Below are 25038 nucleotides of genomic sequence, written 5' to 3'. Positions count from 1 at the left end.
TGCACCGTCAACCCCACCCTGGAAGGATCTGAAACATGGCGGAGGCGTACGCGCTGCACGAGGGAGCTTTTGGCACGGCGATCGTTCTCGAATCGCGCGTCAACCTGGTGTCGCACGCCCACTCCGAATCGCAATTGGCAATGTGGCTCGGCGGGAATCGCGCGGTCGCCAACGTGGGCACCGAGGTTGTGCCCTACGGCGAGAACGTCGCGCTCGGCGTCAACGCGTTCGAGGCGCACGATATGGTGATGGAAGGCAACGGCTCCTGCCTCTTCCTCGTCTTCATGATTTCCAAGCAGTGGCTCGACGCGCTGGGCAGCGCAACCGGACGCAACTTTCGATTTCCTTCGCCGCGCGTTCCCATCAGCTCCGCAATGCGCCGCTCGTGCTGGCGGGTGCTCGACCTGATCATCTCCGCCGACAAGTCCCGCCCGGCCATCGACGACGAAGTCGAGCGGCTTCTTGAGGCGGCCATTGCGGCTTCGACCACTGGTGGCGCCGAATCGCCTGCGAGTTCCGTTGGCGTGATGCTTGACCATCGGCTGCGCAGCGCCATTGCCCACATGCGTGAACACGTTGCCGAGATCACGACCATCGATGAGATCGCTGCAAAGGTCGGACTGTCGCGCGCGCACTTCTTCGCTCTCTTTCGCGACCAGCTCAACACGACGCCTCAGGTGTTCTGGAGCGGCGTGCGGGTCGAGGAAGCCATGCGCCGCGTTGCCGAAGGCGGCGCGCTGACCGAGGTGGCGATGGATCTCGGTTTTTCAGCGCCAGGCAATTTTTCGCGCTTTTTCAAGGAGCACACCGGCGTCTCGCCGTCGATCTTCAAGCGGGCGGCGCGCGATCCGTCGCCTGTGACCGTTACCGGCGTCCCCAGGGAGCAGTTGTAGGGCTGTCCTGCCGGCCGAACTTCGGGGAAGCCGCATCAACTGCAAGCTCGCGTCGTGCGCGGTGTCGGTGGTAAGTGTCTCGCCGGGGAGCGCTTCCGTTGCGAACTCGTTGGCGAAGCCTGACTGGTACCTGTCCATGATGGTCTCTTCCTGCGTCAATGCGAGAGCTCCTCAAGGGACACTCCGTTGGTCTTGGGGCCGAAAAGGCCGATCGAGATCACCACCACCAGCATGCAGCCCGTGATGCCTGCGAACACCCCGACCACGCCGAAGTCGCGCAGCAGGAAGGCGATGAGGAAGCCGGAGAGCATCGCGCCGACCCGGCTCGCGGAGTAGACGAAGCCATTGGCGCGACAGCGCACGCCGGTAGGAAAGAGTTCCGACTGGTAGGCGTGATAGCTGGCCGAGATGATCTGGCCGGACAGGCTGATCAGGACTCCGAAGATGATCAGAAGCAGCGGATCCCTCATCTGGCCGAACAGAATGCCGAACACGACGACGCACAGGGCAGGCACGACGATGAGCCACTTGCGCTGGACCTTGTCGGCGATGCTCATGGCGAGCAAGGGACCCATCGGCAAGGCGAAGGCGATGACGAACGAGTAGAGCAGGCTCTTCGTCACCTCGATACCCTGGCCGATCAGGAGCGTGGGCACCCAGTTTGCGAAGCCGTAGTAACCGATGGCCTGGAAGAAGTTGAAGACCAGCAGCATGATCATGCGCGAGCGGTAAGGCGGCTGCCAGAGCTCCTTGAACGTGCTGGTCGCGGGCCTCGTCTGGACCTTCGCCAGCACCGGCGGAGGCAACGGCTTGCCGTACTGCGCCTGGACCTTGGCCTCGATCACCTTCAGCACGCGGTCGGCGTCGTCCGCCCGTCCCTTGAGTGCCAACCAGCGCGGGCTCTGAGGCACTGCACGGCGAATGAACCAGACGGCGATCGCGCCGATGCAACCGAGGAGCACTACCCAGCGCCAGCCGTCGATGCCAAAGGGCGCAATCGGTACCAGCCAGAAAGAGAGGATGGCGGCGACCGGCGCGGCGGCGAACATCACCGTCTGGTTGAAAGCCATGGCGCGGCCGCGCATGTGCTGAGGCACGAGCTCGGTGATGTAGGAGTCGATGGTGACAATCTCCACGCCGACGCCGATGCCGGTGATGAAGCGCCAGAACACGATGCCTTCGCCGCCGCTCTGGAAGGCCATGATCGCGGAGCCGATGCAGTACCAAAGCAGCGAATAAGTGAAGACTGCCTTGCGGCCGTACTTGTCGGGCAGGAATCCGAGGAAGAAAGTGCCGACGAACAGGCCGGCGAAAGTGGCTGCGATGAATCCGCCTATGCCCTGGAAGCCGAAGAAGGTCTCGGTGGTCGTGGCCAGCACGCCGCTCTTGGCCATGCCGGGCGCAATGTAGCCGGTGAAGATGAGGTCATAGACCTCGAAGAAGCCGCCAAGCGAAATCAGGAATACCAGGCGCCACAGATGTGCCGTAGTTGGAAGGCGATCCATCCTCGAAGTGATGCCTGCAGCGGACCCTGCGGCGGAGGAGGGGGCCGAAGCTCCCAATCCCGGATGGGCTGTGATCGACGTGGACATTTTGTCTCCTGGAACCGGAAAGAAAGGCGGTCCGCAAAATCAGCTTCTCGCGAATCGACGGGGCGCGACGACTCCTTCGGCGGAAGCCTGTCGCGTGAACTCACACTTCTCGATTGGCCCGCTCCCCGCGGGCCTGGCACGGACTCAGTCCGTCTGCAGGACGCCGCGGCGCACCTGGTCGCGCTCGATCGACTGGAAGAGGGCCTTGAAGTTGCCTTCGCCGAAGCCCTCGCTGTAGTCGCCCTTGCGCTGGATGAACTCGAAGAACACCGGACCACCGAACGCCGTCTCCGAGAAGATCTGCAGCAGCAGGCGCGGGGTGCCGCCTTCGGTGGTGCCGTCCAGCAGGATGCCGCGTGCCTGTAGTTCGCCAACCTGCTCGCCATGGTCCGGCAGGCGGGTCTCGAGCATTTCGTAGTACACGTCGTTGGGTGCGGTCATCAGCGGAACGCCGGCAAGGCCCAACTGGTCGATGGTGTCGATCAGGTTGTCGCTGAGAAGCGCGATGTGCTGGATGCCCTCGCCGTTGAACTTCATCAGGAACTCCTCGATCTGGCCCGAGCCCTTGGAGGACTCCTCGTTCAGCGGGATGCGGATCTTGCCGTCGGGCGCGGTCAGCGCCTTCGAGGTCAGGCCCGTGTATTCGCCCTGGATGTCGAAGTAGCGGATCTCGCGGAAGTTGAAGAGCTTCTCGTAGAAATTGGCCCAGAAGGTCATGCGGCCGCGGTAGACGTTGTGCGTGAGGTGGTCGATCAGCTTCAGGCCGTGGCCGGCCGGATGACGGTCCACGCCTTCGATGAATTCGAAGTCGATGTCGTAGATCGACTTGCCATCCTCGAAGCGGTCGATGAGGTAGAGCGGCGCGCCGCCGATGCCCTTGATGGCCGGCAGGCGCAGCTCCATCGGGCCGGTGGCGATCTCGATCGGCTGCGCGCCGAGTTCGAGCGCCCGTGCATAGGCCTTGTGCGAATCCCTGACCCGAAACGCCATGCCGCAGGCCGAAGGGCCGTGCTCGGCTGCGAAGTACGCCGCGGGACTGTTCGGCTCGCGGTTGACGATGAAGTTGATGTCGCCCTGGCGATAGAGGACCACGTCCTTGGAACGGTGCCTGGCCACGAGCGTGAAGCCGAGCTTCTCGAAGAAGGGCTCCAGCGTCTGGGGCGTGGGCGAGGCGAATTCGACGAACTCGAAGCCCATCAGGCCCATCGGGTTTTCGAACAGATCTGTCATGGGGGTATTTCCTGGAAATGGGTGATGCTCATTCAACGGGCGTGAGGCCGGCGCCGTAGGTTGCGGCGCGCTCCGCATAGTTGGCGGCGCTGTCCATCAAGCGCGCGACGTCTTCGTCGGACAACTGGCGCACCACTTTCGCAGGCGCCCGGCGCCTTCCTGGATGTTCGTGGCTTCGCCGACGCGGATGGGTTCGTTGTCGCCACGGATCACCGCGCCGAACCAGACGCTGGCTCGCTCGCCGAGCACGACCTGCCCGATCAGGCGGGCGCCGGGCGCCACCAAAGCGGTCTTTGCGATTTGGGGTTGCTTGCCGCCGATGCTGTAGAGGGCCATGGCAGTCTCTCGAGTGCTTTCCGACGCTCAGTCGGCCACGATGTTGGCCTTCTTGACCAGCTTCGCGTAGCGCTCCTGCTCGGACTTGAAGTACTGGGCCGAGGCTTCGGGCGTCATCGGGTTGATGATGTTCTCCTGCTTGGCCATCGCGTCCTTGGTCTCAGGCGTGTTGAAGGCAGCGACGATGGCTGCGTTCAACCGCTTGACCTCGGCCGGCGGCATCTTGGCCGGGCCGATGACGGCGAACCAACCCGCAATGTCGACAGCGGGAAAGCCTTGCTCGGCCATGGTCGGCACGTCGGGAAGTGACGGAACGCGGTTCCTGCCCATCACGCCGATGGCGCGCAGGGCGCCGCTTTTCAACTGGCCTTGCACGGCGGGGACGGCCACGACCGCCATCTCGATCTGGCCGCCAAGGACGTCGGCCACCATCGGTCCCACACCCTTGTACGGAATGTGGCGCGCCTGGACGTCGGCGGCATCCAGAAACATCGCTCCGCCCAGATGAAGGATCGTGCCGTTGCCCGAAGAGCCGTAGTTGTAGCCGTCCGGCTTCGCTTTCAGAAGTGCCTGCAACTCCTTGGCATTCTTGGCCGGTACCTTCGGATTCACGACCAGGACAAAAGGCGTTGCGCCGACGACCGCGATGGGCGTGATGTCGTTGATGGCGTCAAAGGGCATCTTCTTGAAGACGCTGGGGTTGACGACGTGGTTGTTGGAGACCACAGCCAGCGTCTGCCCATCGGCTGGCGCGCGAACGACGACGCTGGTCCCGGTAATGCCGCCCGCGCCCGGGAGGTTTTCGATCACCACAGCCTGGCCGCCGAGCGCCTTGGTCAGCGACGGCGTGGCGGCCCGCATGATGGTGTCGACGCCGGAGCCTGCACTCACCGGGAGCACCATGCGCAGTGGTTTGTCGGAGAGTTGGGCAAAACTGGTGGTTGCGCTCAATGCGAATGCTGCGCAGATGAGTGCAGCCACGCTGCGACGTTGGATCTTGAAGTTCATGGTTTGTCTCCGTAGGTATCGAGCCATGGGTGCTAGGCGGGAACGTGACTGGGAAGGCCGGCGAGGATCTCCTCGGTGTGCTGGCCCACGCTCGGCAGCGCATGGCGCACGCCCGGGCGTCGGCCACCCATCAGCAGGGGAAGGAGCACGACGTCCGTCGTGTCGCCGTCATCGCATTCCATGGGCACCAGGCCGCCGCTGGCCTTCAGGTGCGGGTCGTTGACCAGTTGGTCGGGTCGCATGATTGGCGCGTAGGGAATACCGGCCGCTTCGAGCTTGGGCGAGAGTTCTTCGACGCGATGGTGCTTGAGGTTTTCGCCAAGCTTGGCCAGCAGTGCAGGGCGCACGGCGACGCGCAACGCGTTGTTGGCGAGCCCTGGATCGGCGGCCAGTTCAGGCGCTTCGATCACGCGGCACAGCGTGAGGAACTGCTTGTCGCTCACCGCGCCGATGAAGAGCTGCTCGCCGTCGGCCAGCGTGAAGACGTCGTACACGCTCCAGGCCGACACGCGCGAGGGCATTGGCGGCGGCGGCTCGCCTGTCATTGCGAACTGCTGCATGTGCTGCGACGACAGGAAGACGCAGTTCTCGAAGAGTGCGCTCTGAACTTCCTGGCCCTTATCGGTCATGTCGCGTTCCCGCAGCGCCGCCAGCACGCCGATGGCGCCGAACATGCCGCCCATGATGTCGTTGACCGAGGTGCCCGCGCGCAGCGGCCGGCCGACCGGGCCGGTCATGTACGAGAGGCCTCCCATCATCTGCACGACTTCATCGAGCGCCAGGCGGTTCTCGTAAGGGCCGGGAAGGAAGCCCTTGTGCGTGACGTAGATCAGGCGCGGGTGCTTCTTCGACAGCGTCTCGTAGTCGAGCCCGAAGCTGGCCATCAGGCCGGGCCGGAAGTTCTCGAGGACCACGTCGCACTCGCCCGCGAGTTCGGCGGCAGTGGCACGACCTTCGTCCGTGCCGATGTCGATCACGACGCTCTTCTTGTTCCGGTTGAACGAGCGGAAGAAGCCGATGCCCAGTCCGGGCAGCTTGCGGGTCTTGTCGCCGCCCGGAGGCTCGACCTTGATGACTTCGGCGCCGAGGTCGGCGAGGATCATCCCGCAGGTCGGGCCCATCACCATATGGGTGAATTCAAGGACGCGGACGCCGGCGAGGGGGAGCGTTGCGGAAGCGGTTGTCATGAAATGGGTTCTCTCTGGTTGATCGGCTGATCAGACGAATTCGGCTTGGGCGGGGGCGTTGAAGGTCTTGGGCAGGCCGGCCTGCCAGAGGGAGCCATGCAAGGTCTCGCCGGCGAGCCATTCGGCCACTTGCGCACGCAGCGCGAGCAACTTGCCGATGTCGATGCCGGTGGCGATGCCCATGCTGCCGAGCATGTAGGCCAGGTCTTCGGTCGAGACGTTGCCGCTGGCACCTGGTGCGTGCGGGCAGCCGCCGATGCCGGCCAGGCAGGCGTCGAAGCGGGCCACGCCGACTTCGAGTGCTGCATAGACATTGGCCAGGCCGAGGCCGCGGGTGTCATGGAAGTGCCCGCACCAGAAGCGATCGCCGGCGATTTTCACTGCGTCCTCGAACAGGTCGCGCACCATGCCGGGATCTGCGTAGCCGACGGTATCGGCCACGCTGACGCGGTCCGCACCTGCGTCCAGCAGCGCCTGCATCAGACGCAGCACTTCGCTCTTGTCGACCTGTCCCTGGATAGTGCAACCGAATGCCGTCCCCACGCCGCCTTCGATCAAGGTCTTCGAACCTGCCGCATCGCGAGCGGCGCGGATGCGCGCCACTTCCGCCACCACGTCGTCGGGCGTCTTGCGGAGGTTGGCCAGGCTATGGGCGTGGCTGGCCGAGAGCGGCACGATCATCAGGTCTGCCTTGGCAGCGATGGCGTTCTCGGCGCCTCGCAGGTTCGGCACCAGCACGGAGACAAAAAGTTCGGGGAGCGTCTTCGCGAAGGCCACCAGTTCAGCGGTGTCGGCCAATTGCGGAAGCAAGCGTGCCGGGACAAAGGAGCCGACTTCGATCTCTCGCTGGCCGGCCTCGTAGGCAGTACGGATCCATTCGATCTTCCGGGCGGTCGGCAGGATCGTGGCGATGCTCTGCAGGCCATCGCGCAGGCCGACTTCGCGGATCACTGCGCTGTGCGGCAGGCGGGCGGAAGGAAGCGTCATGTGTTGTCTCCAGACTGTCGGCGCACGGTGTGGCGCCTTGGAGTGACTTTAGACATTCCTTTTTCAACTGAAAAGCGGTAGATTGGAACGACCAGCGTTCCAATCTGGAATGTCAGACGCGCCGCATTGCCATGCACGACCTCGATCTCACCAGCCTCCGCCTGTTTGTCGCCGTCTGCGAGACCCGAAACATCGCCCGGGCCGCCGAACAACATCACATCGTCGCGTCAGCCGTCAGCAAGCGCATTGCGCATCTGGAAAGCATGCTGGGCAATGTCCTCGTCGAAAGGAATCGGCGCGGCGTGGCGATCACCGATGCGGGTGCAATCCTCCTTGAGCACGCGCGCGCGATGCTTGCCGGAGCCGATCGCGTCTCTCGCGACATGGCGGCCTTCGGCAAGGGCATCAAGGGGCAGGTTCGCATCCTCGCGACGGTCTCGTCCATCGCCGAATACCTGCCGGACGACATTGCCGCCTTCCTGCAAGCGCCCGAGCATCGCGAGATCCGCATCGACATCGAAGAAGCAATCAGCCGTGATGTCGTCAGCGGTCTCAGGGAAGGCTTGGCGCCGCTGGCGGTCTTGTGGGATGCCGCAGACCTGGAAGGGTTGCAGACGCGGCCCTACCGCAACGACAACCTGGCAATCATCGCCAATCCGGCACATCCAATCGCCGGCAAGAAACGCTGTGCGTTCGAAGAGACGCTCGAATACGACCATGTCGGCCTGCCGGCATCGACAGCGGTTCATACGATGCTCGCGCGCGCGGCAGCCATCATCGGACGCCCCATCAGCTACCGGGCCATCGTTTCCACATTCGATGCGTCTCTGCGCTGCGTGCGAGCGAACCTGGGCATCGCCGTGGTTCCGCGCGAGGTGGTCGAGCCGGTGGCATCGACCTATGGGTTGAGGGTCCTCCCGCTGACCGATCGTTGGGCGCAGCGCAAGTTTGCGATCTGCTTCCAAGACGAGAAGCGGCTTTCGCCCGCTGCGAAGGCGCTGGCGACTCACCTTCAAGTCACTGCGACGACTCGCGTCACGTGATCGACTGTATGGATGGAGTTCGCCGCAGGTCAGAGAGGAGCGAGTTGACTCTGCAGGTGCTCTGCCAGGAAAGACATGCCGGCTTCGTATCCAAACGGACCAAGTCCACAAATGACGCCAGTCGCGGCCAGTGAGACGTAGCTCTTGTGATAAATCGGTTCGCGACGATGGATGTTCGTGATGTGCACCTCGACGATGGGCAGTTGCGACGCCTTCAGGGCGTCGAGGATTGCCATCGATGTGAACGAATATGCCGCAGGGTTGAAGACGATCCCCGCCACGGTCTTTCGCGCCTCGTGAATCCAGTCGACGAGTTGACCTTCGTGGTTCGACTGTCTGAAGTCCACCTCGAGTCCGAGACGGTCCCCGGCTGCCTTGCATCGCGCCTCGACCTGCGCGAGCGTCGTGTGCCCGTAGATGTGGGGCTCGCGTTCGCCCAGCAGATTCAGGTTGGGGCCATTCAGGATCAAAATCTTCGTCATGAATTCTCAATCGGGATAGGTTGTGTCCGTCAATACCGGGGATCTCGTCTTGCCACCTGCGGTCGCGTGCGAGCAGGTCTTCAGGGGCCGCCGTGGAACAGCTTCGCTGGGCCGGTGACGAGCCACGGAAAGAAGACCATCAGGAACATGATCAGGAACTGGGCGATCATGAACGGCATCACGCCCTTGGTCACGGTGTCCATCGACATTCGACCGACCCCGGCCACCACGTTGAGCACCACGCCCACCGGCGGCGTGACCAATCCGATGGCGTTGTTCATGATGAACAGGACCCCAAAGTAGACCGGGTCGATGTGGGCCGCGACGACCACGGGCATAAGCACCGGCGTGAGGATGAGGATGGTTGGCGTCATGTCCATCGCCGTGCCGACGATCATGACCAGCACCATGATCGCCACCATCAGCAGGATGGGGCTGTCGAGGAAGGGTTGGAGCATGCCAACCACCTTTCCGGGCAGGTCCGCCACAGTGATGAGCCAAGCCGAGACCATGGCCGCGGCCACCAGGAACATGACCACTGCGGTGGTCTTGGCCGCGGTCTTGAAGATGCCGTACAGCTGCGACAGTTTCAGGCCACGGTAGATGACTGTCGCGACGAACAGCGCGTAGACCGCAGCCACCACGCCGGCTTCGGTCGGGGTGAACACCCCCATGCGCAGACCGACCAGGATGATCACTGGCAGCATCAGCGCCCAGCCGCAGCGGCGCATCGTGGCCAGCAATTCTTTCAGCGGCTTGCGCGGCGGCGGCACCACGCCTTCGTGGCGGGCAACAATTGCCCAGGTGATCCACAACGCAAGTCCCATCAGCAGGCCGGGCGCGATGCCGGCCATGAACAGCTTGGAGATCGACACGTTGGCCGTGACGCCGAAGATGACCAGGCCGATCGACGGTGGCAGAACTGGCGCAATGACCCCCGATGCGGCAATCAGCCCGGCAGCGCGATGCGGCGCATGGCCGGCCGCCACCATCATCGGCAGCAGCATGCTGGTCAGTGCAGCGGCGTCGGCCACTGCACTGCCCGACAGTGCCGACAGCATGATCGACGCGACGATGGTCACGTAGCCCAAGCCGCCCCGGATGTGACCGACCAGGGCCATCGCGAATTCGACGATGCGCTTCGACAGCCCGCCCTCGTTCATGATCTCGCCGGCCAGCAGGAAGAAGGGCACGGCCAGCAGCGGGTAGTTGTCGGCACCGCCCAGCAGGTTCTGCGCCAGGATCTGTGCCTCGAACATGTCGAGGTGCCACATCAGCGCCACGCCGCTGACCAGCAGCGCGAACGAGATCGGAATGCCGATTGCCATCGCCAGCAACAGGGATCCGAGGAAGATGGTGAGTGTCATGGTGGCTCGCGCGGGATCAGTGTTGTTGGGTGCCGTTGTCGCCCTGCGGCCGGTTGAGGGCTGCCAGATCTTCGGACTCCTGGACCATCACCAGGTCGGCGTCTTCCATGTGGCCGGTGAAGAGCAGCCACAGGTCCAGCAGCAGCACGATGCCTGCGCAGACCGCGAAGGCCACGCCAGCCGAGTGCAATACAGCCATCGGCAACTGGGTGGAAGGTGCCAGCACGTCCATGTTGATGACGGTCTGTTCCAACGCGCCCCTGAACACCAGGTAGCAGACGTACAGCATGGTCAGATGCCCCAGCACAAGGCAGATCTTCTTGCCCATGGGCGGAAGACGCGACACCAGGGCGTCGGTGCCCAGGTGGGTGTGCTCGCGCAGCGCGACCACACAGCCCATGAACGTGATCCACACAAACAGCCAGCGCGAGATTTCCTCGGACTGCGTGATCGATGAATTGAAGACGTAGCGCAGCACGACGTTGCCGAAGACCAGCGCCACCATGACCATGAGCGCCACTGCCATCAGGGCGGTGACCGCCCGACAGAAGGAATCGATCAGCTTAACCATGCCTGCTCCTCAACGGGACTCACGGAATCAGAACTTGGAGACTCGTTCCATTTCGCTCTTGAACAGGGTCATGACGGCCGGGTCGTACGAAGCGGAGAACTTGTCGTAGACCGGCTTGACCTCGGCGCGCATGCGGGCCACCTCGGCCGGTGCGACGGCGTTGTACGTCATGCCCTTGGCCTGGAGTTCGGTCAGTGCCTTGCCCGCGGCTTCGCGGCTTGCCGTGCGCTGGTAGGCCTGGGCTTCCGTGGCGGCTTCCTGCAGCAGCTTGTGCTCGGCGGGCGACAACTTGTCCCAGAAGCGCTTGCTGATCTGGACCGGGTTGGTCGCATACACGTGGTTGGTACCACTGACGTACTTCTGGACCTCGTAGAACTTGCTCGACAGGATCACCGAGTATGGGTTTTCCTGGCCATCCACCGCCTTGCTTTCGAGGGCGTTATAGAGCTCGGCAAAGGGCATTGGCAGCGGATTCGCCTTGAAGGTCTTGAAGGTCTCCAGGAACACCGGATTCGGGATGACGCGGAGCTTCAGTCCATCCAGGTCTTCGCCCTTGGTGATCGGCCGCTTGCTGTTGGTGACGTTGCGGAAACCGAGGTCGAAGAACCCCAGGATGACAATGCCCTTGTCCGCCAGCTTGGCGCTTAGCATCTTGCCCAGCGGGCCGTCGACCATCGCATCGGCCTGCTGGCCATTGCTGAACAGGAACGGGAAGTCGAACAGTCCGAATTCTTTGACGACGCCGGTCAGCGAGGTGGTGGACGCCACGAGCATCTCCTGCACCCCGCCCTGCAGCGCGGATTGCTGCTGGAGTTCGTTGCCGAGTTGGCTGCTGGCGAATTCCTTGACCGTGATCTTGCCGCCACTCTTGGCTGCCACCAGCTCGGCGAATTTCTTCACGCCCCAACTGGTGGGGTGGTCGGTGTTGTTCAGATGTCCGAACCGGATTGTCCGTTCCTGGATGTCCTGTGCCTGGACGAGCGTGGCGGCGACGAGCAGTGCAAGACTGCCAGCCAGCTTCAAGAGTTTCGATGCCATGAGGTCTCCTTTGGTGGTGGGAATGATTCGGGCCATGGGCCCGCGCGCGTTTCGTCGCGCAAGATGAATCGCGTGTGTCGTCGACAACATCCGATGTCGACCGGGTTCAGCGCGCGGGCGCGGTAATTGCCGGGGCGTCGGCGCTGTCGAACGGCGTCGCCGAGCACGACAACTGATAGAAACCCCGCTCTGCGCCGGGGGCCGCGCCCATATCGACGAGCGACTCGCTGCTGAGCTCGCGCGCCGACAGCGCACTCAAGGCATCTGGCTCGTAGCCGCAAACAACCAGGACCCAGTCGGCCGTCCGGTCGGCATTTCCACGAATCTTCTGTTCCTCGGTGGCGGGAACCGATGGCGTCTCGTGACACAGGAGATGAAGCCCGGCGAGGCCGGGTTCGAATGGCACGTGCCTGGACATGCGGCGAATCGCGGCGCGCAGTTCCTGGTCCCGGCCGGATGCGGGCGACAGGCGGATCGTCAGGGCATTCCGTGCGGGGTTGATGCCGCAACTCTCCAGCACGCGGCATTGGCTCCGAACCATGTTGCGATGGTGCGGCATCAGTCGCGCGGACCATGGCGTCGGCGCATTCAGCCGTGCCAGGTACGCCGGCGATGAGAGCACCTCGTAGTCATCCAATTCGTACATCACGAAGATTCCCTCCTTGCCTTCGGCGCTCGTCCAGCGCGTTGCGCGACGGAATCCCGGAATACCGAGCCGCTCTGGAAAGTGCTCGTGCGTGTGCCAATGCTCGAACTCCGACCGGTGCGAGTCCGCCATATCCCACCACATCGCCAAGGCAGCCTTGCCTATGACCGACATGGGCACTCTCCAGACCTTGCATCGAGACGAGGGGCTGCGTCGCGGCCGATCAAGCCGGGGCGGGATGAGGCGAATGCCCCGGGCAAGGCGCCCAGCGCCAGAGCCGAGTCGCCGGCGGCGAGCGTCGCGCGACGCGAAAAGATCGAACCCATGAAGTCTCCGTTGCAAATACCAGAGCCAATTGCAGTCGCGCTCGACTGCGATGGACCGCGGCGACGCGGCATGGGGATCCTATCAATTATCTGAGTATTGGCAATGCATATGATGATCAGGGTATTCTCTGATGGTGCGAGTCGAACCACCCAGCACCGTGCTGAACTACGATCCGTTCAGGAGACACCCGTGTTAACCGACATTTCCCTCGATTCGCCAGACAGCGCCACCATCAGCGAGGTTGCCTATCGCCGCATCCGCTCGGACATCGTGCTCGGCCGGCTGGAGCCCGGGCGCCGTTTGCCGCTGGAACGGATGAAGGAGGCGTACGGCGCCAGCGTCAGCACGCTGCGCGAGCTCTTCAGCCGGCTGGCCACGGAAGGCTTGTTAGTGGCGGAAGGGTCGCGCGGCTTCCAGGTCAGCGCAGTCTCCTCGGCCAACCTTCGCGAAGTGGCATCGATGCGGCTGCTGCTGGAAAGCCACGGCCTCAGGGAGTCGTTTCAGCGCGGTGACCTGGAATGGGAAGGCCGCGTGGTCGCGGCCTACCACAAGCTCGCCACGATGGAAAAAAAGATGGCGGTCAACGATCCTTCGCCCCCGGAAACCTGGCGCCAGTACGACTGGGGGTTTCACGTCGCGCTGATCTCCGCATGCGGCTCCGACTTGCTGCTGCAGACCTACGCGTCGATCTGCGACAAGTATTTGCGCTACCAGATGATTGCCGCGATCTTCCGTGGCCGGGAGGCGGCCGACGAGCATCATGTCTTGCTCGAAAGCGCGCTCGCCCGGGACTGGCAGCGCGCGCAACAGACGCTGGTCACGCACGTCGAGGATTGCGTCACCCAGATGGCATCGGTGCTGGACGCCGCCTGAGCACCACGGCATGCGTTCAACTGTAGGCAGCAGGCGGCACCCTCGGGTGCCGTTTGTCTTTGCACCCGGCGAAAGCGGATTCGCGTCTTGTCTACGCGGATGACACGGGCGCAGGGTGGCCTGATCGGTCAAACACGACCTGGTCATACCACCAGAGCCCTTCGAACAGCACCCGCGCGATGCGGCGCAGCGCGGGATCCGGCGCGATCTCCCCGATGGAGCGCCGGCCATCGATGGCTTCGACGAGGCGCTTCTGCTGCGTGTTGATCGGCAGGTACAGGTCGGTGAAGGCGTGGTGCCTGTTGATGAGGACTGCGGCAGCACCCGGCTGCAGGCGCTCCTGCACCATGACCGTTTCATTCAGGCGCAGGGGCACGTAGTCCAGCCATGCATCGCCCTGGAAGCTGACAGGGGCAGGGTCCGGCAGGTCGTCGCGGTACGCCACCACGCTGTGCCGGATCATCGACCCCCGAAAGAGTTCGACGGCGGCGTACTGGTCTTCCCTGGGCAGCCGGGACAGCAATGGCTGGTGCGGCGAGGATGCCAGGCTGCCGCACTCGGGCAGGTAGGCCGCCTGTCCCAGCCACCGGCCGAAACGCAAGCCGCCCGCTCGCAGGAAGTCGAACAACTGCGGAACGGAGTAGGCCCGGTCCTGGGGATGCAGCAGCGAGTCGGCGATTCCCGCCTCGCTCTTGAAGTCGGGCGCACTGCGCAGCAGCGGCATCAGCGGATGGTCCGGCGGCAGCGCGCGGAGACTCGCCGCGAGCGCCTTGATCTCTTCCGCCGTCGTGCCGATGCCGAGCCGGCGGCAGTAGTCCTGGAGCAGATAGACGCCCGCGCGGCCGTAGGGCGCGTAGACCATGAGGTGCATCGCACCGCGCGGCGCCAGCACTTCGCGAAGCGCCCACAGGCCTGCGTCGGGGTCGGGCAGATGGTGCAGTACGCCGGTGCAGACCACATGCTCGAACGCGCTGCCCAGTTCGGCGGCGCGCTCCACCGGAAGCTGGCGGAGCTCCAGGTTGTCAAGGCCGTACTTGCGCTTGAGCGCTCCTGTCTTCTCGATGCTCGTCGCGCTGACATCGATGCCGACCACCTTCGCGCGCGGCCAGCGAATTGCATGCTTGGCGGCCTGGGAGGTGCCGCAGCCGGCGACGAGGATCGTCCGGTCATCGCGAAAGGGCTCATCCGGCCAGAACAGCAGGCTCTCGCTGCGCCGCCGGTCATCGCCCGCCGATGGCCGGTAGCGCTCCAGGTCGTCGACCGGCGGCGGGTAGGGGTGGCGCTCGTAGAAAGCGCTGACCGCCTCCGCCGCCTTCGGATCACCCATTGCGCTCAGGCGTTGCCGTGACCCGACACCTGCGCCAGTACCGCGTCCAGGTTGAACGATGCCGGCTTCTGGCGTGGCGGGAACTTGGCGAAGTCGGCGATCTGCCCCGCGATCACCGCCTGCATCTGGTACATCTGCGGGACGTGGTCCACCATCCAGTCGAGGTAAGTGTTCGAGTTCACCTGGGCGCGTTCGAACGGGTCGCGCCGCAAGTTCATGATGTAGGGCAGGCGCAGCTTCACGAAAGGCTCCGCCCACTGTCTCATCGTGTTGGAGCGCTGCTCCGCCAGATGGAACTTGTAGTCGCCCACGCGCACCGCGATCACCTCGCCGTCGTCGCTGAAGTACACGATGACGTTTCTCGCGCTCTCCTTCGTCTTGCCGGTCAGGTAGGGCAACTGGTTGAAGCCGTCGAGATGGACGTTGTACGTCATGTTGCCCACCTTGCAGCCGTCGAGCAGTTCCTTGGTGACGTTTTCATTGCCGGCGGCCGCCAGCAGTGTCGGGAACATGTCGATGTGCGAGACGATGCCGTTGAGCACCGAGCCGGCCTTGATCTTGCCCGGCCATCGCATGAAGCAGGGCACGCGCCACCCGCCTTCCCAGTTGGAGTCCTTCTGGCCACGGAACGGCGTGTTGGCGCCGTCCGGCCAGGTGTCGTTCTCCGGTCCGTTGTCGGTGGAGTACATGACGATGGTGTTGTCGGCAATGCCCAGTTCGTCGAGCTTGGCGAGCATCTGGCCGATCTGCTCGTCGTGGACGACCATGCGGTCGCTGTAGGGGTCCTGCCCGCTCTTTCCAAGGTTCTTTTCCGCGACGTGGGTGCGGAAGTGCATGGCCGTCGAGTTGTACCAGAGGAAGAAGGGCTGGTCGGCCTTCGCCTGCTTCTCCATCCACGCCATGGCCGAGTCGGTGATCTCCTCGTCGATGGTCTCCATGCGCTTCTTGGTCAGCGGACCGGTGTCCTTGATCGTCTGGCCGCCCTTGCCGTCGGCAATGCAGTGCAGCACGCCGCGCGGACCAAACTGTTTCCTGAATGCCGGATCCTTCGGGTAGTCCGGAAGTTCGGGCTCTTCCTCCGCGTTCAGGTGGTAGAGGTTGCCGAAGAACTCGTCGAAGCCGTGCATGGTCGGCAGGAATTCGTCGCGGTCGCCCAGGTGATTCTTTCCGAACTGGCCGGTGGCATAGCCCAGCGGCTTGAGAAGTTCGGCGATGGTCGGGTCCTCCTTCTGCAGTCCGACGGTCGCGCCGGGCATGCCGACCTTCGTGAGGCCGGTGCGGATCGGGTTCTGGCCCGTGATGAAGCAGGCGCGTCCCGCAGTGCAGCTCTGTTGCGCGTAGTAGTCGGTGAAGGTCACGCCCTCGGTCGCGATACGGTCGATGTTGGGCGTTTGATAGCCCATCATTCCGAGGCTGAAACGGCTGAGGTTCCAGAAGCCGATGTCGTCGCCCCAGAGAATCAGGATGTTGGGTTTCTTCGTCGCCATGTCGATACCTTTCGGTTGAGAAAGTTGAGATGCATGGCAAGGTCGTCGGGCCTTGCTTGCCGTTCCGCGTCCCCCGTGTCCGCGCACGATTCTTCCCCCGGGCGATGCCGCGCGCCATCCGGGCACGCACGCACAGCCACGTACGTGGAGATTCAGTGATCGCCTAGGTGCGATGGGGCCGCATCAAGACGCGCCGCAGCCGCCGAAGCCATAGGGGCCAGTCCTTGCTCCGCCCGATCGCGACCGCCCGGAAGACGGCGCGGTGCTCTTCCAGCGCAACGTCGAGCGCCTGCAGGTTGCGCTCGTTGTAGGCCCAGGTTCCGGAGACGGTGATGAGCCCGGACTGCGTCGGCGCGACGACGATGTTCGCGGCGCCGATGCGTTCGAGAGTCGCGACGCGCGCGGCGGCCTGGAAGGCGGGATCCCCGACGGCGGGCATGGGTCGCGAGGACGCGAAGCGGATGAGTTGCACCTGCGGATGGAAGCGGGTGACATGAGCGCAGGCTTCGTAGAACAGCAGGGCACCGATGTTTCGCGGCTCGTCCCGCGCCACGGAAGTCGGTGCGAAGCTTCCGAAGTAGACCTCGGTGCCGCGATTGCTCACGCGCACGGGATCCACCCGGCCGAGGAACAATCGCCCCGCGAACATCAGCATGGGCTGGCCCAGTTCATAGGGCGCGCCCCCCGGGCCGGCGATATGAATGACTTGGGATTCCATGGAGGTCGGGGCGCGGCAAGGTCGGAATGACGCTGTGGCGTGCAAGCCCGACGTTTCGCAGTAGTACCCTTGGCCCCTTCCGCAAGTTCGACGAAGTTCCAGAAATCCCGTGCCGCCTCATTATGCTTTTCCCTTCGCGATAGTCCGAGCATGCGAATCCACGACCTAAGACAGCGCCTCCGGGAAGCCGGTGCGGGCCCCCTCCACGAGCACCGGGTCCTTCGGCTGTGGTCCCACGCGCTGCCCCGGGACAGCGGCAGGCGGCTACCCGGGACTTTTTTTCCGTCGTCGCTGCTGGAGGCCCTGCCGTCGATCGAAGCCGACCTGGCGGGGTTGGCGCGCATCCACGCCGTTCACCCGGGCGCCGATGGGTCCGAGCGGCTCCTCGTCGCCCTGGCGGACGGGCAGACCGTCGAAAGCGTGCTGCTGCCCAGGGACGGTCTCTGCGTATCGTCGCAGGTCGGGTGTGCCGTCGGCTGCCAGTTCTGCATGACCGGCCGGGACGGACTGCTGCGCCAACTGGGGAGCGCCGAGATCGTTGCCCAGGTTGCCCTTGCGCGGCAGCGACGGCCGGTGCGCAAGGTCGTTTTCATGGGCATGGGCGAACCGGCCCACAACCTGGACAACGTCGTGGAAGCCATCGACCTGCTCGGCACTGCAGGAAATATCGGCCACAAGAACCTGGTGTTCTCCACTGTCGGCGACCCTCGGGCCTTCGAGCGACTGCAGCGGGAACGCGTCCGGCCCGCGCTGGCGCTGTCATTGCATACCACCAAGGCGGACCTGCGCCGGAAACTCCTCCCGCGGGCGCCGAACATGACGCCTGAGGAACTGGTCACCGCAGGCGAGGGCTATGCCCGGGCAACGGGTTACCCGATCCAATACCAGTGGACCCTGCTGGAAGGCGTCAATGACGGGGAAGACGAGATGGAAGGCATCGTCCGCCTGCTTTCCGGCAGGTACGGCGTCCTGAACCTGATTCCGTTCAACGCGGTGGATGGCGTGTCTTTCGGCCGCCCGTCGTGGGAGCGCTGCAAGCAGATGGCGCGAACGCTGCACCAGCGTGGTGTCCTCACCAAGCTGCGCTATTCGGCCGGCCAGGACGTCGACGGCGGGTGCGGCCAGTTGAGGGCGCGTGCAGCAGAGGTACAGATGCCGCTCCGGAGGGTTGAAATGCCGCGCCCGGCCCCGTTCGGAGCTGAAAATACCGGTACGGCCGAGACCCCGGCCTTAACTTGATAAAGTTTGGTCAGTTCGCAATCTCGCCTGAAATTCCGGCGGGGTGACTGCGTTGTTGTTCAATTCACCCTAGGGCCGCCATGACCGCCGCAAACTCCCAGATCATCTACACCCTCACCGACGAGGCGCCCCGCCTGGCGACCGCCTCGCTGCTGCCTATCGTCAAGGCCTTCGCCGCACCGGCGGGCATCGACGTCGCGACCAGCGACATCTCCGTGGCCGCGCGCATCCTCGGGCAGTTCCCGGAGGCGCTGACCGAGGCGCAGCGCGTCTCCGACAACCTGGCGGAGCTCGGCAAGCTGACGCTGCGGCCCCTGGCCAACATCGTCAAGCTGCCCAACATCAGTGCCTCGGTGGCCCAGTTGAAGGCCGCCATCAAGGAACTGCAGGACAAGGGCTACAAGATTCCCGACTACCCCGAGAGCGCGAAGACCGACGAAGAGAAAGACCTTCTGGCGCGCTTCAACAAGTGCATCGGCAGCGCTGTGAACCCGGTCCTGCGCGAAGGCAACTCCGACCGCCGCGCACCCAAGGCGGTGAAGGAATTCGCCCGCAAGCACCCCCACAGCATGGCCGAGTGGAGCCAGGCATCGCGTTCGCACGTCTCGCACATGCACCACGGCGACTTCTATCACGGCGAGAAGTCGATGACGCTCGACCGCGCGCGCAACGTGAAGATGGAGCTGATCACCAAGAGCGGCAAGGCCATCGTGCTGAAGCCAAAGGTCGCCCTGCTCGAGCGCGAGGTGGTCGACTCCATGTTCATGAGCAAGAAGGAACTGGTCGATTTCTACGAACGCCAGATCCAGGACGCCTACGACACCGGCGTGATGTTCTCGCTGCACGTCAAGGCCACGATGATGAAGGTGTCGCACCCCATCGTGTTCGGCCATTGCGTCCGCATCTTCTACCGCGAGGCCTTCGAGAAGCACGCCAAGCTGTTCGAGGAACTGGGCGTGAACGTCAACAACGGCATGGTCGACCTCTACAACAAGATCGCCACGCTGCCCCAGAGCACGCAGGACGAGATCCGGCGCGACCTGCATGCCTGCCATGAAAACCGCCCCGAGCTGGCCATGGTCGATTCCGCCAAGGGCATCACGAACTTCCATTCGCCCAACGACGTGATCGTGGACGCCTCGATGCCCGCGATGATCCGCAACGGCGGCAAGATGTACGGCGCCGATGGCCGGCTAAAGGACGTCAAGGCCGTCATGCCCGAGAGCACCTTCGCCCGCATCTACCAGGAGATGATCAACTTCTGCAAGTGGCACGGCGCCTTCGATCCCAAGACCATGGGCACCGTGCCGAACGTCGGCCTCATGGCGCAGCAGGCCGAGGAATACGGCTCGCACGACAAGACCTTCGAGATCACCGAGGACGGCGTGGCCAACATCACCGATCTCGATACGGGCGAGGTGCTGCTCAGCCAGAACGTCGAGGCAGGCGACATCTGGCGCATGTGCCAGGTCAAGGACGCTGCCATCCGCGACTGGGTGAAGCTCGCCGTCACGCGTGCGCGCAACTCCGGCATGCCGGTCGTGTTCTGGCTGGACGCCTACCGTCCGCACGAGGCGCAGCTCATCACCAAGGTCAAGATGTACCTGCACGAGCACGACACTACCGGGCTGGACATCCAGATCATGAGCCAGGTGCGCGCCATGCGCTACACGCTGGAGCGCGTGATCCGCGGGCAGGACACCATCAGCGCCACCGGCAACATCCTGCGCGACTACCTGACGGACCTGTTCCCGATCATGGAACTCGGCACCTCGGCCAAGATGCTGTCCATCGTGCCCCTGATGGCCGGCGGCGGCATGTACGAGACGGGCGCGGGCGGCTCGGCGCCCAAGCACGTGCAGCAACTGGTCGAGGAGAACCACCTCCGCTGGGATTCGCTGGGCGAGTTCCTTGCGCTGGCCGTGAGCCTGGAAGACCTAGGCATCAAGACCAACAACGCCAAGGCCAAGGTGCTGGCCAGGACGCTCGACAGCGCCACGGGCAAGCTGCTGGACAACAACAAGGGCCCTTCGCCCAAGACCGGCCAGCTCGACAACCGCGGCAGCCACTTCTACCTGGCCCTTTACTGGGCGCAGGCCCTGGCCGAGCAGACCGAGGACAAGGAACTGGCCGCCCACTTCAAGCCGCTCGCGGAGGCGCTGGCTGCCAACGAGAAGAAGATCGTGGACGAGCTGGCCGCAGTGCAAGGCAAGCCGGCCGACATCGGTGGCTACTACCTGCCGGACGCTGCCAAGACCGATGCGGTGATGCGTCCCAGCGCGACCCTGAACGCGGCGCTGGCCGCCGCGGTGGCCTGAGGGCCGAAGCAGCCTCGGGTCGCATCCGGCCCGGGCTGCGTTAAGCTGCCGACGTGAAACACCTCAAGCAACTCCTCCTTCTCGGCGCCGTCGCCTTAGCTGGCCTTGCCTCCGCGGCAGAGCCCGCAACGCCGGCGGAGCCGGCGACCACGGCGACGAAGCCGAGCAGGGCCTGTCACTGGGACCGGCAGACGGGTCGCATGATCTGCCAGCGGACCCGTTCGGGCGGGACCGCTACGCCAGCGCCCGCGTCGAAGCCGAAGCCCCAGTAGGGCGGAACACCTGAGCGGCCGTCGACGGATGCCTGTTTGGCAGGCATCGCGTCGGGAGCCAAGCCTGGAGCCATTCCCCGCGGTTCTTCATGGCGTTGTCCACAGGTCTGTCCACGCGTGGCGTGGAGAACCTGATGAGACCCAACAGCTAGAGCCTGAAGATCCGCTGCGCGTTGCCCGATCGCACCGCCGCGGTCTGCTCCGCGGGCAGCCTCGCGGTGTTTGCGAACGCGCCCTTCGTGTCATGCACCTGGTGCGGCCAGTCGGTTCCGAACATCACGTGGTCCGCGCCCACCACCGAGATCAGGTATTGCAGCGCGCCCAGGTTGTAGGTGATGCTGTCGTAGTAGATGTGGCGCAGGTAGTCGGTCGGCTTGCGCTTCATCTTGCGCCGGCTCGGGATCTCGACTTCGTCGCCCTTCTCGAAGCGGCCCACCAGATAGGGCAGGGTGCCGCCGCCGTGCGACGCGATGATCTTCAGGTTGGGGTATTGGTCGAAGAAGCCCTCGAAAATCATGCGCGTGATGGCCAGCGTGGTGTCGAACATGAAGCCGACCGACCAGCTCAGGTCGAACTTGGTCATGTCCATCGAGTCCACGCCCGGCGGGTCGGTCGGGTGCACCAGCACCGGCAGGCCGCGCTTGTCGATCTCGGCCCAGATCGGCGCGAAGAGCGGGTCGGTCAGGCTGCGGCCGGCGATGTTGGCCAGCACCATCACGCCGACCGCGCCGTTGTTGCAGGTCCGCGCCAGCTCCTCGATGGCGCGCTGCGGATACTCCCAGGGCAGGGACGTGAACCAGCGGATGCGATCGGGGTAGGTGGTCTGCGCCTCGGCCATCGTGTCGTTCGACTCCTGGGCCGCGCGGCAGCTGATGTCCTCGTTGCCCCAGTACACGTTGGGGCAGGTGAGCGAGACCACCGACACGTCGATGCCTGCGGCGTCCATGTGCTTCACGCGCAGGTCGTAGTCGAAGTGGCCGCGCTGCGGAATGACGACCGGCGTGTCGCCCCGAAAGATCTCCTGCTGGCCGTCCGGCCGCGTCTTGATGTTGTAGATCCCGCCTTCCTTTTTGAGAAGTTCGAGCCAGCGCGTGGTGAACATGTGGGTGTGGACGTCGATGACGGTCATGGTCTGTTGTCTCCGTTGTGTGTGTACGTGATGAAAGGCGCAGGCCCCCTCAATGCGTGAGGAGCTGCCCCAGGAAAGTTCGCAGGCGAGCGCTTTGCGGGCGGTCGAAGAAGTCGTCGGGCGGTGCGGTCTCGATGACCTGGCCCTGGTCCATGAAGATCACGCGGTCGGCGACGCGGCGCGCGAAGCCCATCTCGTGCGTGACGATCATCATCGTCATGCCTTCGCCGGCCAGGCCTTCCATGGTCTGAAGCACCTCGTTCACCATCTCGGGGTCGAGCGAAGCGGTGGGCTCGTCGAACAGCACCACCTGCGGCCGGGTGCACAGGGTGCGCGCGATGGCGACGCGCTGCTGCTGGCCGCCGGAGAGCTGTGCCGGATGTTTGTGCGCATGGTCGCGCAGACCGACGCGTTCCAGGTAGTGCATGGCGCGCTCGTGCGCTTCCTTGCGGCCCACGCCCATGCCCCACACCGGTCCGACGGTCAGGTTCTGGAGCGCGGTCATGTGCGGAAACAGGTTGAACTGCTGGAACACCATGCCCACGCGCCGATTCACGGCGAGCCGTGCGGCGCGCGTGATCTCGTCGGCGCCGACTTCCACGCCGCAGACATGCAGGTGTCCCTGCTGGAAGGGCTCCAGCAGATTGACCGTGCGCACCAGCGTCGACTTGCCCGAACCCGAGGGGCCGCAGACCACGATGCGTTCGCCCGGGGTCACCTGGAGGTCGATATCGCGCAGTGCGTGGTAGTCCCCGTACCATTTGTTGATGGCGGTCATCCGCACCACCGCGGTGGCATTCGCTTCATTGGGAGGCGTGTTCGTCATCGGGGATTCAATGGGGTCAGCGCGTAGCTTCGAGCCGGCGGCTGTAGCGCGAGAGGCCCCAGCAGATGGCAAGGTAGACCAGCGCCAGGAAGACGTGGCCCGAGGTCAGGATGTTGGCGTCGCCCACCCACCCAGGGGACTTGGCACCGGTCTCCACCGCGCCGAGCAGGTCGTTGACACCGATCACCGAGAGCAGCGTCGTCTCCTTGATCACGGCGATCATGACGTTGACCAGCGCCGGCACGACGGCGGTCACGGCCTGCGGCAGCACGATCAGGCGCAGGGCCATGAAGTCGCTCAGGCCCACCGTCGTTGCGGCCTCGAACTGGCCCCGGCCGATGGACTGCAATCCGCCGCGGAACACTTCCGCCGCCATCGCCGCGTTGAACAGCGCGAAGGCGGCGAGCGCGCGCGAGAAGAGATCGACGTTGGCGCCCCTGGGCAGGAACATCGGCAGCAAGGTGGCCGCGATGAACAGCACGACCAGCAGCGGCACCGAGCGCATGGATTCGACGAACGCGGCACAGAGCCAGCGAAGCACCGGCAGCCGCGAGCGGCGGCCGAGGGCGAGCGCAAGGCCCAGGGGCAGGGCGGTCGCAAAAGTGGCCAGCGTGGCGACCAGCGTGAGCAGCAGGCCGCCCCAACGCGTCGGTGGCACGAAGGGCAGGATGCCGCCGCCCAGCAACAGCAGGAAGAACAGCACGGGCATCCACACGAAGCCCATCAGCACGCGCTGCAGGCTCGCGCCATGCGCGCGGCGAACCACCCAGGTCCAGAACAACGCGAACGCGATGAAGCAGCTCCAGGGGCGCCACAGCTGGTCCGACGGATAGTCGCCGACCAGCCAGGGCTTCCATCGCGCGGTCACGAAGGCCCAGCAGGCGCCACGACTGTCGGGACAGGCGTCGCTGGACGCGCCGGTCCATTGCGCGTTCACCATCGCCCAGTCGAGGAAGCGCCAACCCGCCAGCATGAATGCGGCCAGCAACAGCAACGAGATCAGGCCCGTCGCCGGACCGGGAAACCAGACGCGCCGCCAGCGCGTGAGCGCACGGGTCGTCGCCACAGGCGCTGCCCGTGCATCGACCAGCGCCTCGCGCAGGTAGCGGCGGGTCTCAGTGGCCATGGCGGCGCTTCATCAGGCGGCGATTGACCAGGTTCACCACCCCTGCGATCGCGAGATTGATGGCCGCATACAGCAGCACGACCAGCGCCATGGCCTCGAGCGCCTGGCCGGTCTGGCTCAGCACCGTGCCGCCGACGATCTGCATGACGTCGGGGTAGCCGATGGCCGCGGCCAGCGACGAAGCCTTGGCGAGCGTCTGGTACTGCCCGGCCGCCGGCGGCAACGCAACGCGCAGGGCTTGCGGCAGGACGACCAGCAGGGCTGCGCGCACGCCGCTCAGGCCCACGGTCGCCGCGGCCTCCGACTGGCCGCGCGGCACCGACAGGATGCCCGCGCGAAAGATCTCGGCGAGGAAGGTGCTGTTGTAGATCGACAGGCCGAGCGTCAGCGCGATGAGTTCGGGCAGCAGCGCGAAACCGCCGCTGACGTTGAAGCCTTCGACGACCGGCATGTCCCACCCGAGGCCACCCGTTGCGGCCGCCGTCAGGTGCGGCAGGAAGAGCCCGCGGTTGTTCAGCAGTGCAGGGCCGAGGTGCAGGCTGTCGCCCACGTCCGGCAGCAGGGCGATCGCGGAGAAGTACCAGAAGAAGATCTGGAGCAGCATCGGGATGTTGCGGAACACCTCCACGTACACGGTCGATGCGCCGCGGATCAGCGGATGCGTGCTGAGCCGGCCGAACGCAATGAGGAGTGCGATGAGCGTGCTGAAGACGATCGCCAGCGCCACGACCAGCAGCGTGTTGAGCGTGGCGACGACGATGGCGTCGCCATAGGTCGATGCCGGGCCGAACGGGACCAGCGCCTGGGCGATCTCGAAACCCGCTTCGGTCCGCAGGAAGCCGTAGCCGATCGACACACCGAGCGTGTGCGCATTGGCCAGGAAGTTGGAGATGCCGCGCCACGCCAGCCAGCCGATCACGGCCAGGAGCAGGGCCTGGACGACGTAGCCCGGCAGCCGTTCCAGGAAAACGGCGCGGGACATCTTCGAGCGGCGAGGGGGCGACATGCGCGTACCG

22 protein-coding genes and 1 pseudogene are annotated in these 25038 nt (G+C 64.8%); 5 read left to right on the top strand and 18 right to left on the bottom strand.

Features of this window, described 5'->3' with window-relative positions; all coding sequences use genetic code 11:
* Positions 1–35: 35 nt before the first annotated feature.
* Positions 36–893 (top strand): helix-turn-helix domain-containing protein, encoded by an 858-nt coding sequence (locus ACSFBL_RS22715; protein ID WP_435518082.1) that lies wholly within the window; start codon positions 36–38, stop codon positions 891–893.
* 155 nt (positions 894–1048) lie between these two features.
* Here the strand turns inward: ACSFBL_RS22715 and ACSFBL_RS22710 are convergent, their stop codons facing one another.
* The 6 genes and pseudogenes from ACSFBL_RS22710 to ACSFBL_RS22685 form a co-directional block, all read right to left on the bottom strand.
* Entirely contained in the window at positions 1049–2485 is a 1437-nt protein-coding gene (locus ACSFBL_RS22710; protein ID WP_435518081.1) for an MFS transporter, read from the bottom strand.
* 144 nt (positions 2486–2629) lie between these two features.
* Complete coding sequence (gene hppD, locus ACSFBL_RS22705) at positions 2630–3715, bottom strand: 4-hydroxyphenylpyruvate dioxygenase (protein ID WP_435518080.1); 1086 nt, start codon at positions 3713–3715, stop codon at positions 2630–2632.
* Positions 3716–3865: 150 nt separating this feature from the next.
* Positions 3866–4051: pseudogene (locus ACSFBL_RS22700) on the bottom strand (gamma carbonic anhydrase family protein); the annotation flags it as partial.
* A gap of 27 nt (positions 4052–4078) precedes the next feature.
* Complete coding sequence (locus ACSFBL_RS22695) at positions 4079–5059, bottom strand: Bug family tripartite tricarboxylate transporter substrate binding protein (RefSeq protein ID WP_435518079.1); 981 nt, start codon at positions 5057–5059, stop codon at positions 4079–4081.
* Positions 5060–5091: 32 nt separating this feature from the next.
* Entirely contained in the window at positions 5092–6246 is a 1155-nt protein-coding gene (locus ACSFBL_RS22690) for a CaiB/BaiF CoA transferase family protein (RefSeq protein WP_435518078.1), read from the bottom strand.
* Between the two features lie 30 nt (positions 6247–6276).
* A complete protein-coding gene (locus tag ACSFBL_RS22685; RefSeq protein WP_435518077.1) occupies positions 6277–7233 on the bottom strand; it encodes a hydroxymethylglutaryl-CoA lyase in 957 nt (318 codons plus the stop codon).
* A gap of 131 nt (positions 7234–7364) precedes the next feature.
* Here ACSFBL_RS22685 and ACSFBL_RS22680 point away from each other — a divergent pair, with 131 nt between their 5' ends.
* Positions 7365–8276 carry a LysR family transcriptional regulator gene (locus ACSFBL_RS22680; protein WP_435518076.1) on the top strand — a complete coding sequence of 304 codons (912 nt, stop codon included), beginning with the start codon at positions 7365–7367 and terminating at the stop codon, positions 8274–8276.
* A 29-nt stretch (positions 8277–8305) separates the two neighbouring features.
* Here ACSFBL_RS22680 and aroQ read toward each other — a convergent pair whose 3' ends face one another.
* The 5 genes from aroQ to ACSFBL_RS22655 form a co-directional block, all read right to left on the bottom strand.
* A complete protein-coding gene (gene aroQ, locus ACSFBL_RS22675) occupies positions 8306–8758 on the bottom strand; it encodes a type II 3-dehydroquinate dehydratase (RefSeq protein ID WP_435518075.1) in 453 nt (150 codons plus the stop codon).
* Positions 8759–8838: 80 nt separating this feature from the next.
* On the bottom strand, positions 8839–10125 hold the full coding sequence (locus ACSFBL_RS22670; RefSeq protein WP_435518074.1) for a TRAP transporter large permease: 1287 nt from the start codon (positions 10123–10125) through the stop codon (positions 8839–8841).
* 16 nt (positions 10126–10141) lie between these two features.
* Complete coding sequence (locus tag ACSFBL_RS22665) at positions 10142–10696, bottom strand: TRAP transporter small permease (protein ID WP_435518073.1); 555 nt, start codon at positions 10694–10696, stop codon at positions 10142–10144.
* A gap of 27 nt (positions 10697–10723) precedes the next feature.
* Positions 10724–11734, bottom strand: a complete 1011-nt coding sequence (locus ACSFBL_RS22660) for a TRAP transporter substrate-binding protein (protein ID WP_435518072.1) — start codon at positions 11732–11734, stop codon at positions 10724–10726.
* Positions 11735–11840: 106 nt separating this feature from the next.
* Complete coding sequence (locus ACSFBL_RS22655) at positions 11841–12554, bottom strand: hypothetical protein (RefSeq protein WP_435518071.1); 714 nt, start codon at positions 12552–12554, stop codon at positions 11841–11843.
* A 255-nt stretch (positions 12555–12809) separates the two neighbouring features.
* Between ACSFBL_RS22655 and ACSFBL_RS22650 the strand changes: the two genes are divergently transcribed.
* Positions 12810–13580, top strand: a complete 771-nt coding sequence (locus ACSFBL_RS22650) for a GntR family transcriptional regulator (RefSeq protein ID WP_435518070.1) — start codon at positions 12810–12812, stop codon at positions 13578–13580.
* Between the two features lie 91 nt (positions 13581–13671).
* Here ACSFBL_RS22650 and ACSFBL_RS22645 read toward each other — a convergent pair whose 3' ends face one another.
* From ACSFBL_RS22645 to ACSFBL_RS22635, 3 genes are all read right to left on the bottom strand, one after another.
* Positions 13672–14907, bottom strand: a complete 1236-nt coding sequence (locus ACSFBL_RS22645) for a class I SAM-dependent methyltransferase (RefSeq protein WP_435518069.1) — start codon at positions 14905–14907, stop codon at positions 13672–13674.
* A 5-nt stretch (positions 14908–14912) separates the two neighbouring features.
* The gene (locus tag ACSFBL_RS22640; RefSeq protein WP_435518068.1) at positions 14913–16394 is read right to left on the bottom strand and encodes an arylsulfatase; all 1482 of its coding nucleotides are present in this window, start codon (positions 16392–16394) and stop codon (positions 14913–14915) included.
* A gap of 163 nt (positions 16395–16557) precedes the next feature.
* Positions 16558–17112 (bottom strand): hypothetical protein, encoded by a 555-nt coding sequence (locus ACSFBL_RS22635; RefSeq protein WP_435518067.1) that lies wholly within the window; start codon positions 17110–17112, stop codon positions 16558–16560.
* Between the two features lie 150 nt (positions 17113–17262).
* On the opposite strand from ACSFBL_RS22635, the gene ACSFBL_RS22630 reads away from it, so the two are divergent.
* Together ACSFBL_RS22630 and ACSFBL_RS22625 are read left to right on the top strand one after the other, a co-directional pair.
* Positions 17263–18351: an RNA methyltransferase gene (locus ACSFBL_RS22630; protein WP_435518066.1), complete on the top strand. Its 1089-nt coding sequence runs from the start codon at positions 17263–17265 to the stop codon at positions 18349–18351.
* An 80-nt stretch (positions 18352–18431) separates the two neighbouring features.
* Entirely contained in the window at positions 18432–20669 is a 2238-nt protein-coding gene (locus ACSFBL_RS22625; RefSeq protein WP_435518065.1) for an NADP-dependent isocitrate dehydrogenase, read from the top strand.
* A 420-nt stretch (positions 20670–21089) separates the two neighbouring features.
* Here the strand turns inward: ACSFBL_RS22625 and ACSFBL_RS22620 are convergent, their stop codons facing one another.
* The 4 genes from ACSFBL_RS22620 to ACSFBL_RS22605 are packed head-to-tail and all read right to left on the bottom strand — an operon-like array spanning position 21090 to position 25004.
* Positions 21090–22070 (bottom strand): amidohydrolase family protein, encoded by a 981-nt coding sequence (locus tag ACSFBL_RS22620; protein WP_435518064.1) that lies wholly within the window; start codon positions 22068–22070, stop codon positions 21090–21092.
* A 49-nt stretch (positions 22071–22119) separates the two neighbouring features.
* A complete protein-coding gene (locus ACSFBL_RS22615; RefSeq protein ID WP_435518063.1) occupies positions 22120–22896 on the bottom strand; it encodes an amino acid ABC transporter ATP-binding protein in 777 nt (258 codons plus the stop codon).
* A 16-nt stretch (positions 22897–22912) separates the two neighbouring features.
* Positions 22913–24022 carry an amino acid ABC transporter permease gene (locus ACSFBL_RS22610; protein WP_435518062.1) on the bottom strand — a complete coding sequence of 370 codons (1110 nt, stop codon included), beginning with the start codon at positions 24020–24022 and terminating at the stop codon, positions 22913–22915.
* A complete protein-coding gene (locus ACSFBL_RS22605; RefSeq protein ID WP_435518061.1) occupies positions 24012–25004 on the bottom strand; it encodes an ABC transporter permease subunit in 993 nt (330 codons plus the stop codon). Before ACSFBL_RS22605 ends, ACSFBL_RS22610 begins: the two co-directional genes overlap by 11 nt.
* Positions 25005–25038: the final 34 nt, after the last annotated feature.

The sequence above is a fragment of the Variovorax glacialis genome, assembly GCF_051216375.1.
In the GTDB taxonomy this organism is placed as follows: domain Bacteria; phylum Pseudomonadota; class Gammaproteobacteria; order Burkholderiales; family Burkholderiaceae_C; genus Variovorax.
The sequence above is the reverse complement of the archived record's forward strand: the minus strand, read 5'-3'. Positions and strand labels throughout refer to the sequence as shown.

Excerpts from the sequence above, each read along its gene's own strand:
- ACSFBL_RS22715 (WP_435518082.1), top strand. The coding sequence starts at position 36 with ATGGCGGAGGCGTACGCGCTGCACGAGGGAGCTTTTGGCACGGCGATC.
- ACSFBL_RS22710 (WP_435518081.1), bottom strand. The coding sequence starts at position 2,485 with ATGTCCACGTCGATCACAGCCCATCCGGGATTGGGAGCTTCGGCCCCC.
- hppD (WP_435518080.1), bottom strand. The coding sequence starts at position 3,715 with ATGACAGATCTGTTCGAAAACCCGATGGGCCTGATGGGCTTCGAGTTC.
- ACSFBL_RS22695 (WP_435518079.1), bottom strand. The coding sequence starts at position 5,059 with ATGAACTTCAAGATCCAACGTCGCAGCGTGGCTGCACTCATCTGCGCA.
- ACSFBL_RS22690 (WP_435518078.1), bottom strand. The coding sequence starts at position 6,246 with ATGACAACCGCTTCCGCAACGCTCCCCCTCGCCGGCGTCCGCGTCCTT.
- ACSFBL_RS22685 (WP_435518077.1), bottom strand. The coding sequence starts at position 7,233 with ATGACGCTTCCTTCCGCCCGCCTGCCGCACAGCGCAGTGATCCGCGAA.
- ACSFBL_RS22680 (WP_435518076.1), top strand. The coding sequence starts at position 7,365 with ATGCACGACCTCGATCTCACCAGCCTCCGCCTGTTTGTCGCCGTCTGC.
- aroQ (WP_435518075.1), bottom strand. The coding sequence starts at position 8,758 with ATGACGAAGATTTTGATCCTGAATGGCCCCAACCTGAATCTGCTGGGC.
- ACSFBL_RS22670 (WP_435518074.1), bottom strand. The coding sequence starts at position 10,125 with ATGACACTCACCATCTTCCTCGGATCCCTGTTGCTGGCGATGGCAATC.
- ACSFBL_RS22665 (WP_435518073.1), bottom strand. The coding sequence starts at position 10,696 with ATGGTTAAGCTGATCGATTCCTTCTGTCGGGCGGTCACCGCCCTGATG.
- ACSFBL_RS22660 (WP_435518072.1), bottom strand. The coding sequence starts at position 11,734 with ATGGCATCGAAACTCTTGAAGCTGGCTGGCAGTCTTGCACTGCTCGTC.
- ACSFBL_RS22655 (WP_435518071.1), bottom strand. The coding sequence starts at position 12,554 with ATGTCGGTCATAGGCAAGGCTGCCTTGGCGATGTGGTGGGATATGGCG.
- ACSFBL_RS22650 (WP_435518070.1), top strand. The coding sequence starts at position 12,810 with ATGCATATGATGATCAGGGTATTCTCTGATGGTGCGAGTCGAACCACC.
- ACSFBL_RS22645 (WP_435518069.1), bottom strand. The coding sequence starts at position 14,907 with ATGGGTGATCCGAAGGCGGCGGAGGCGGTCAGCGCTTTCTACGAGCGC.
- ACSFBL_RS22640 (WP_435518068.1), bottom strand. The coding sequence starts at position 16,394 with ATGGCGACGAAGAAACCCAACATCCTGATTCTCTGGGGCGACGACATC.
- ACSFBL_RS22635 (WP_435518067.1), bottom strand. The coding sequence starts at position 17,112 with ATGGAATCCCAAGTCATTCATATCGCCGGCCCGGGGGGCGCGCCCTAT.
- ACSFBL_RS22630 (WP_435518066.1), top strand. The coding sequence starts at position 17,263 with ATGCGAATCCACGACCTAAGACAGCGCCTCCGGGAAGCCGGTGCGGGC.
- ACSFBL_RS22625 (WP_435518065.1), top strand. The coding sequence starts at position 18,432 with ATGACCGCCGCAAACTCCCAGATCATCTACACCCTCACCGACGAGGCG.
- ACSFBL_RS22620 (WP_435518064.1), bottom strand. The coding sequence starts at position 22,070 with ATGACCGTCATCGACGTCCACACCCACATGTTCACCACGCGCTGGCTC.
- ACSFBL_RS22615 (WP_435518063.1), bottom strand. The coding sequence starts at position 22,896 with ATGACGAACACGCCTCCCAATGAAGCGAATGCCACCGCGGTGGTGCGG.
- ACSFBL_RS22610 (WP_435518062.1), bottom strand. The coding sequence starts at position 24,022 with ATGGCCACTGAGACCCGCCGCTACCTGCGCGAGGCGCTGGTCGATGCA.
- ACSFBL_RS22605 (WP_435518061.1), bottom strand. The coding sequence starts at position 25,004 with ATGTCCCGCGCCGTTTTCCTGGAACGGCTGCCGGGCTACGTCGTCCAG.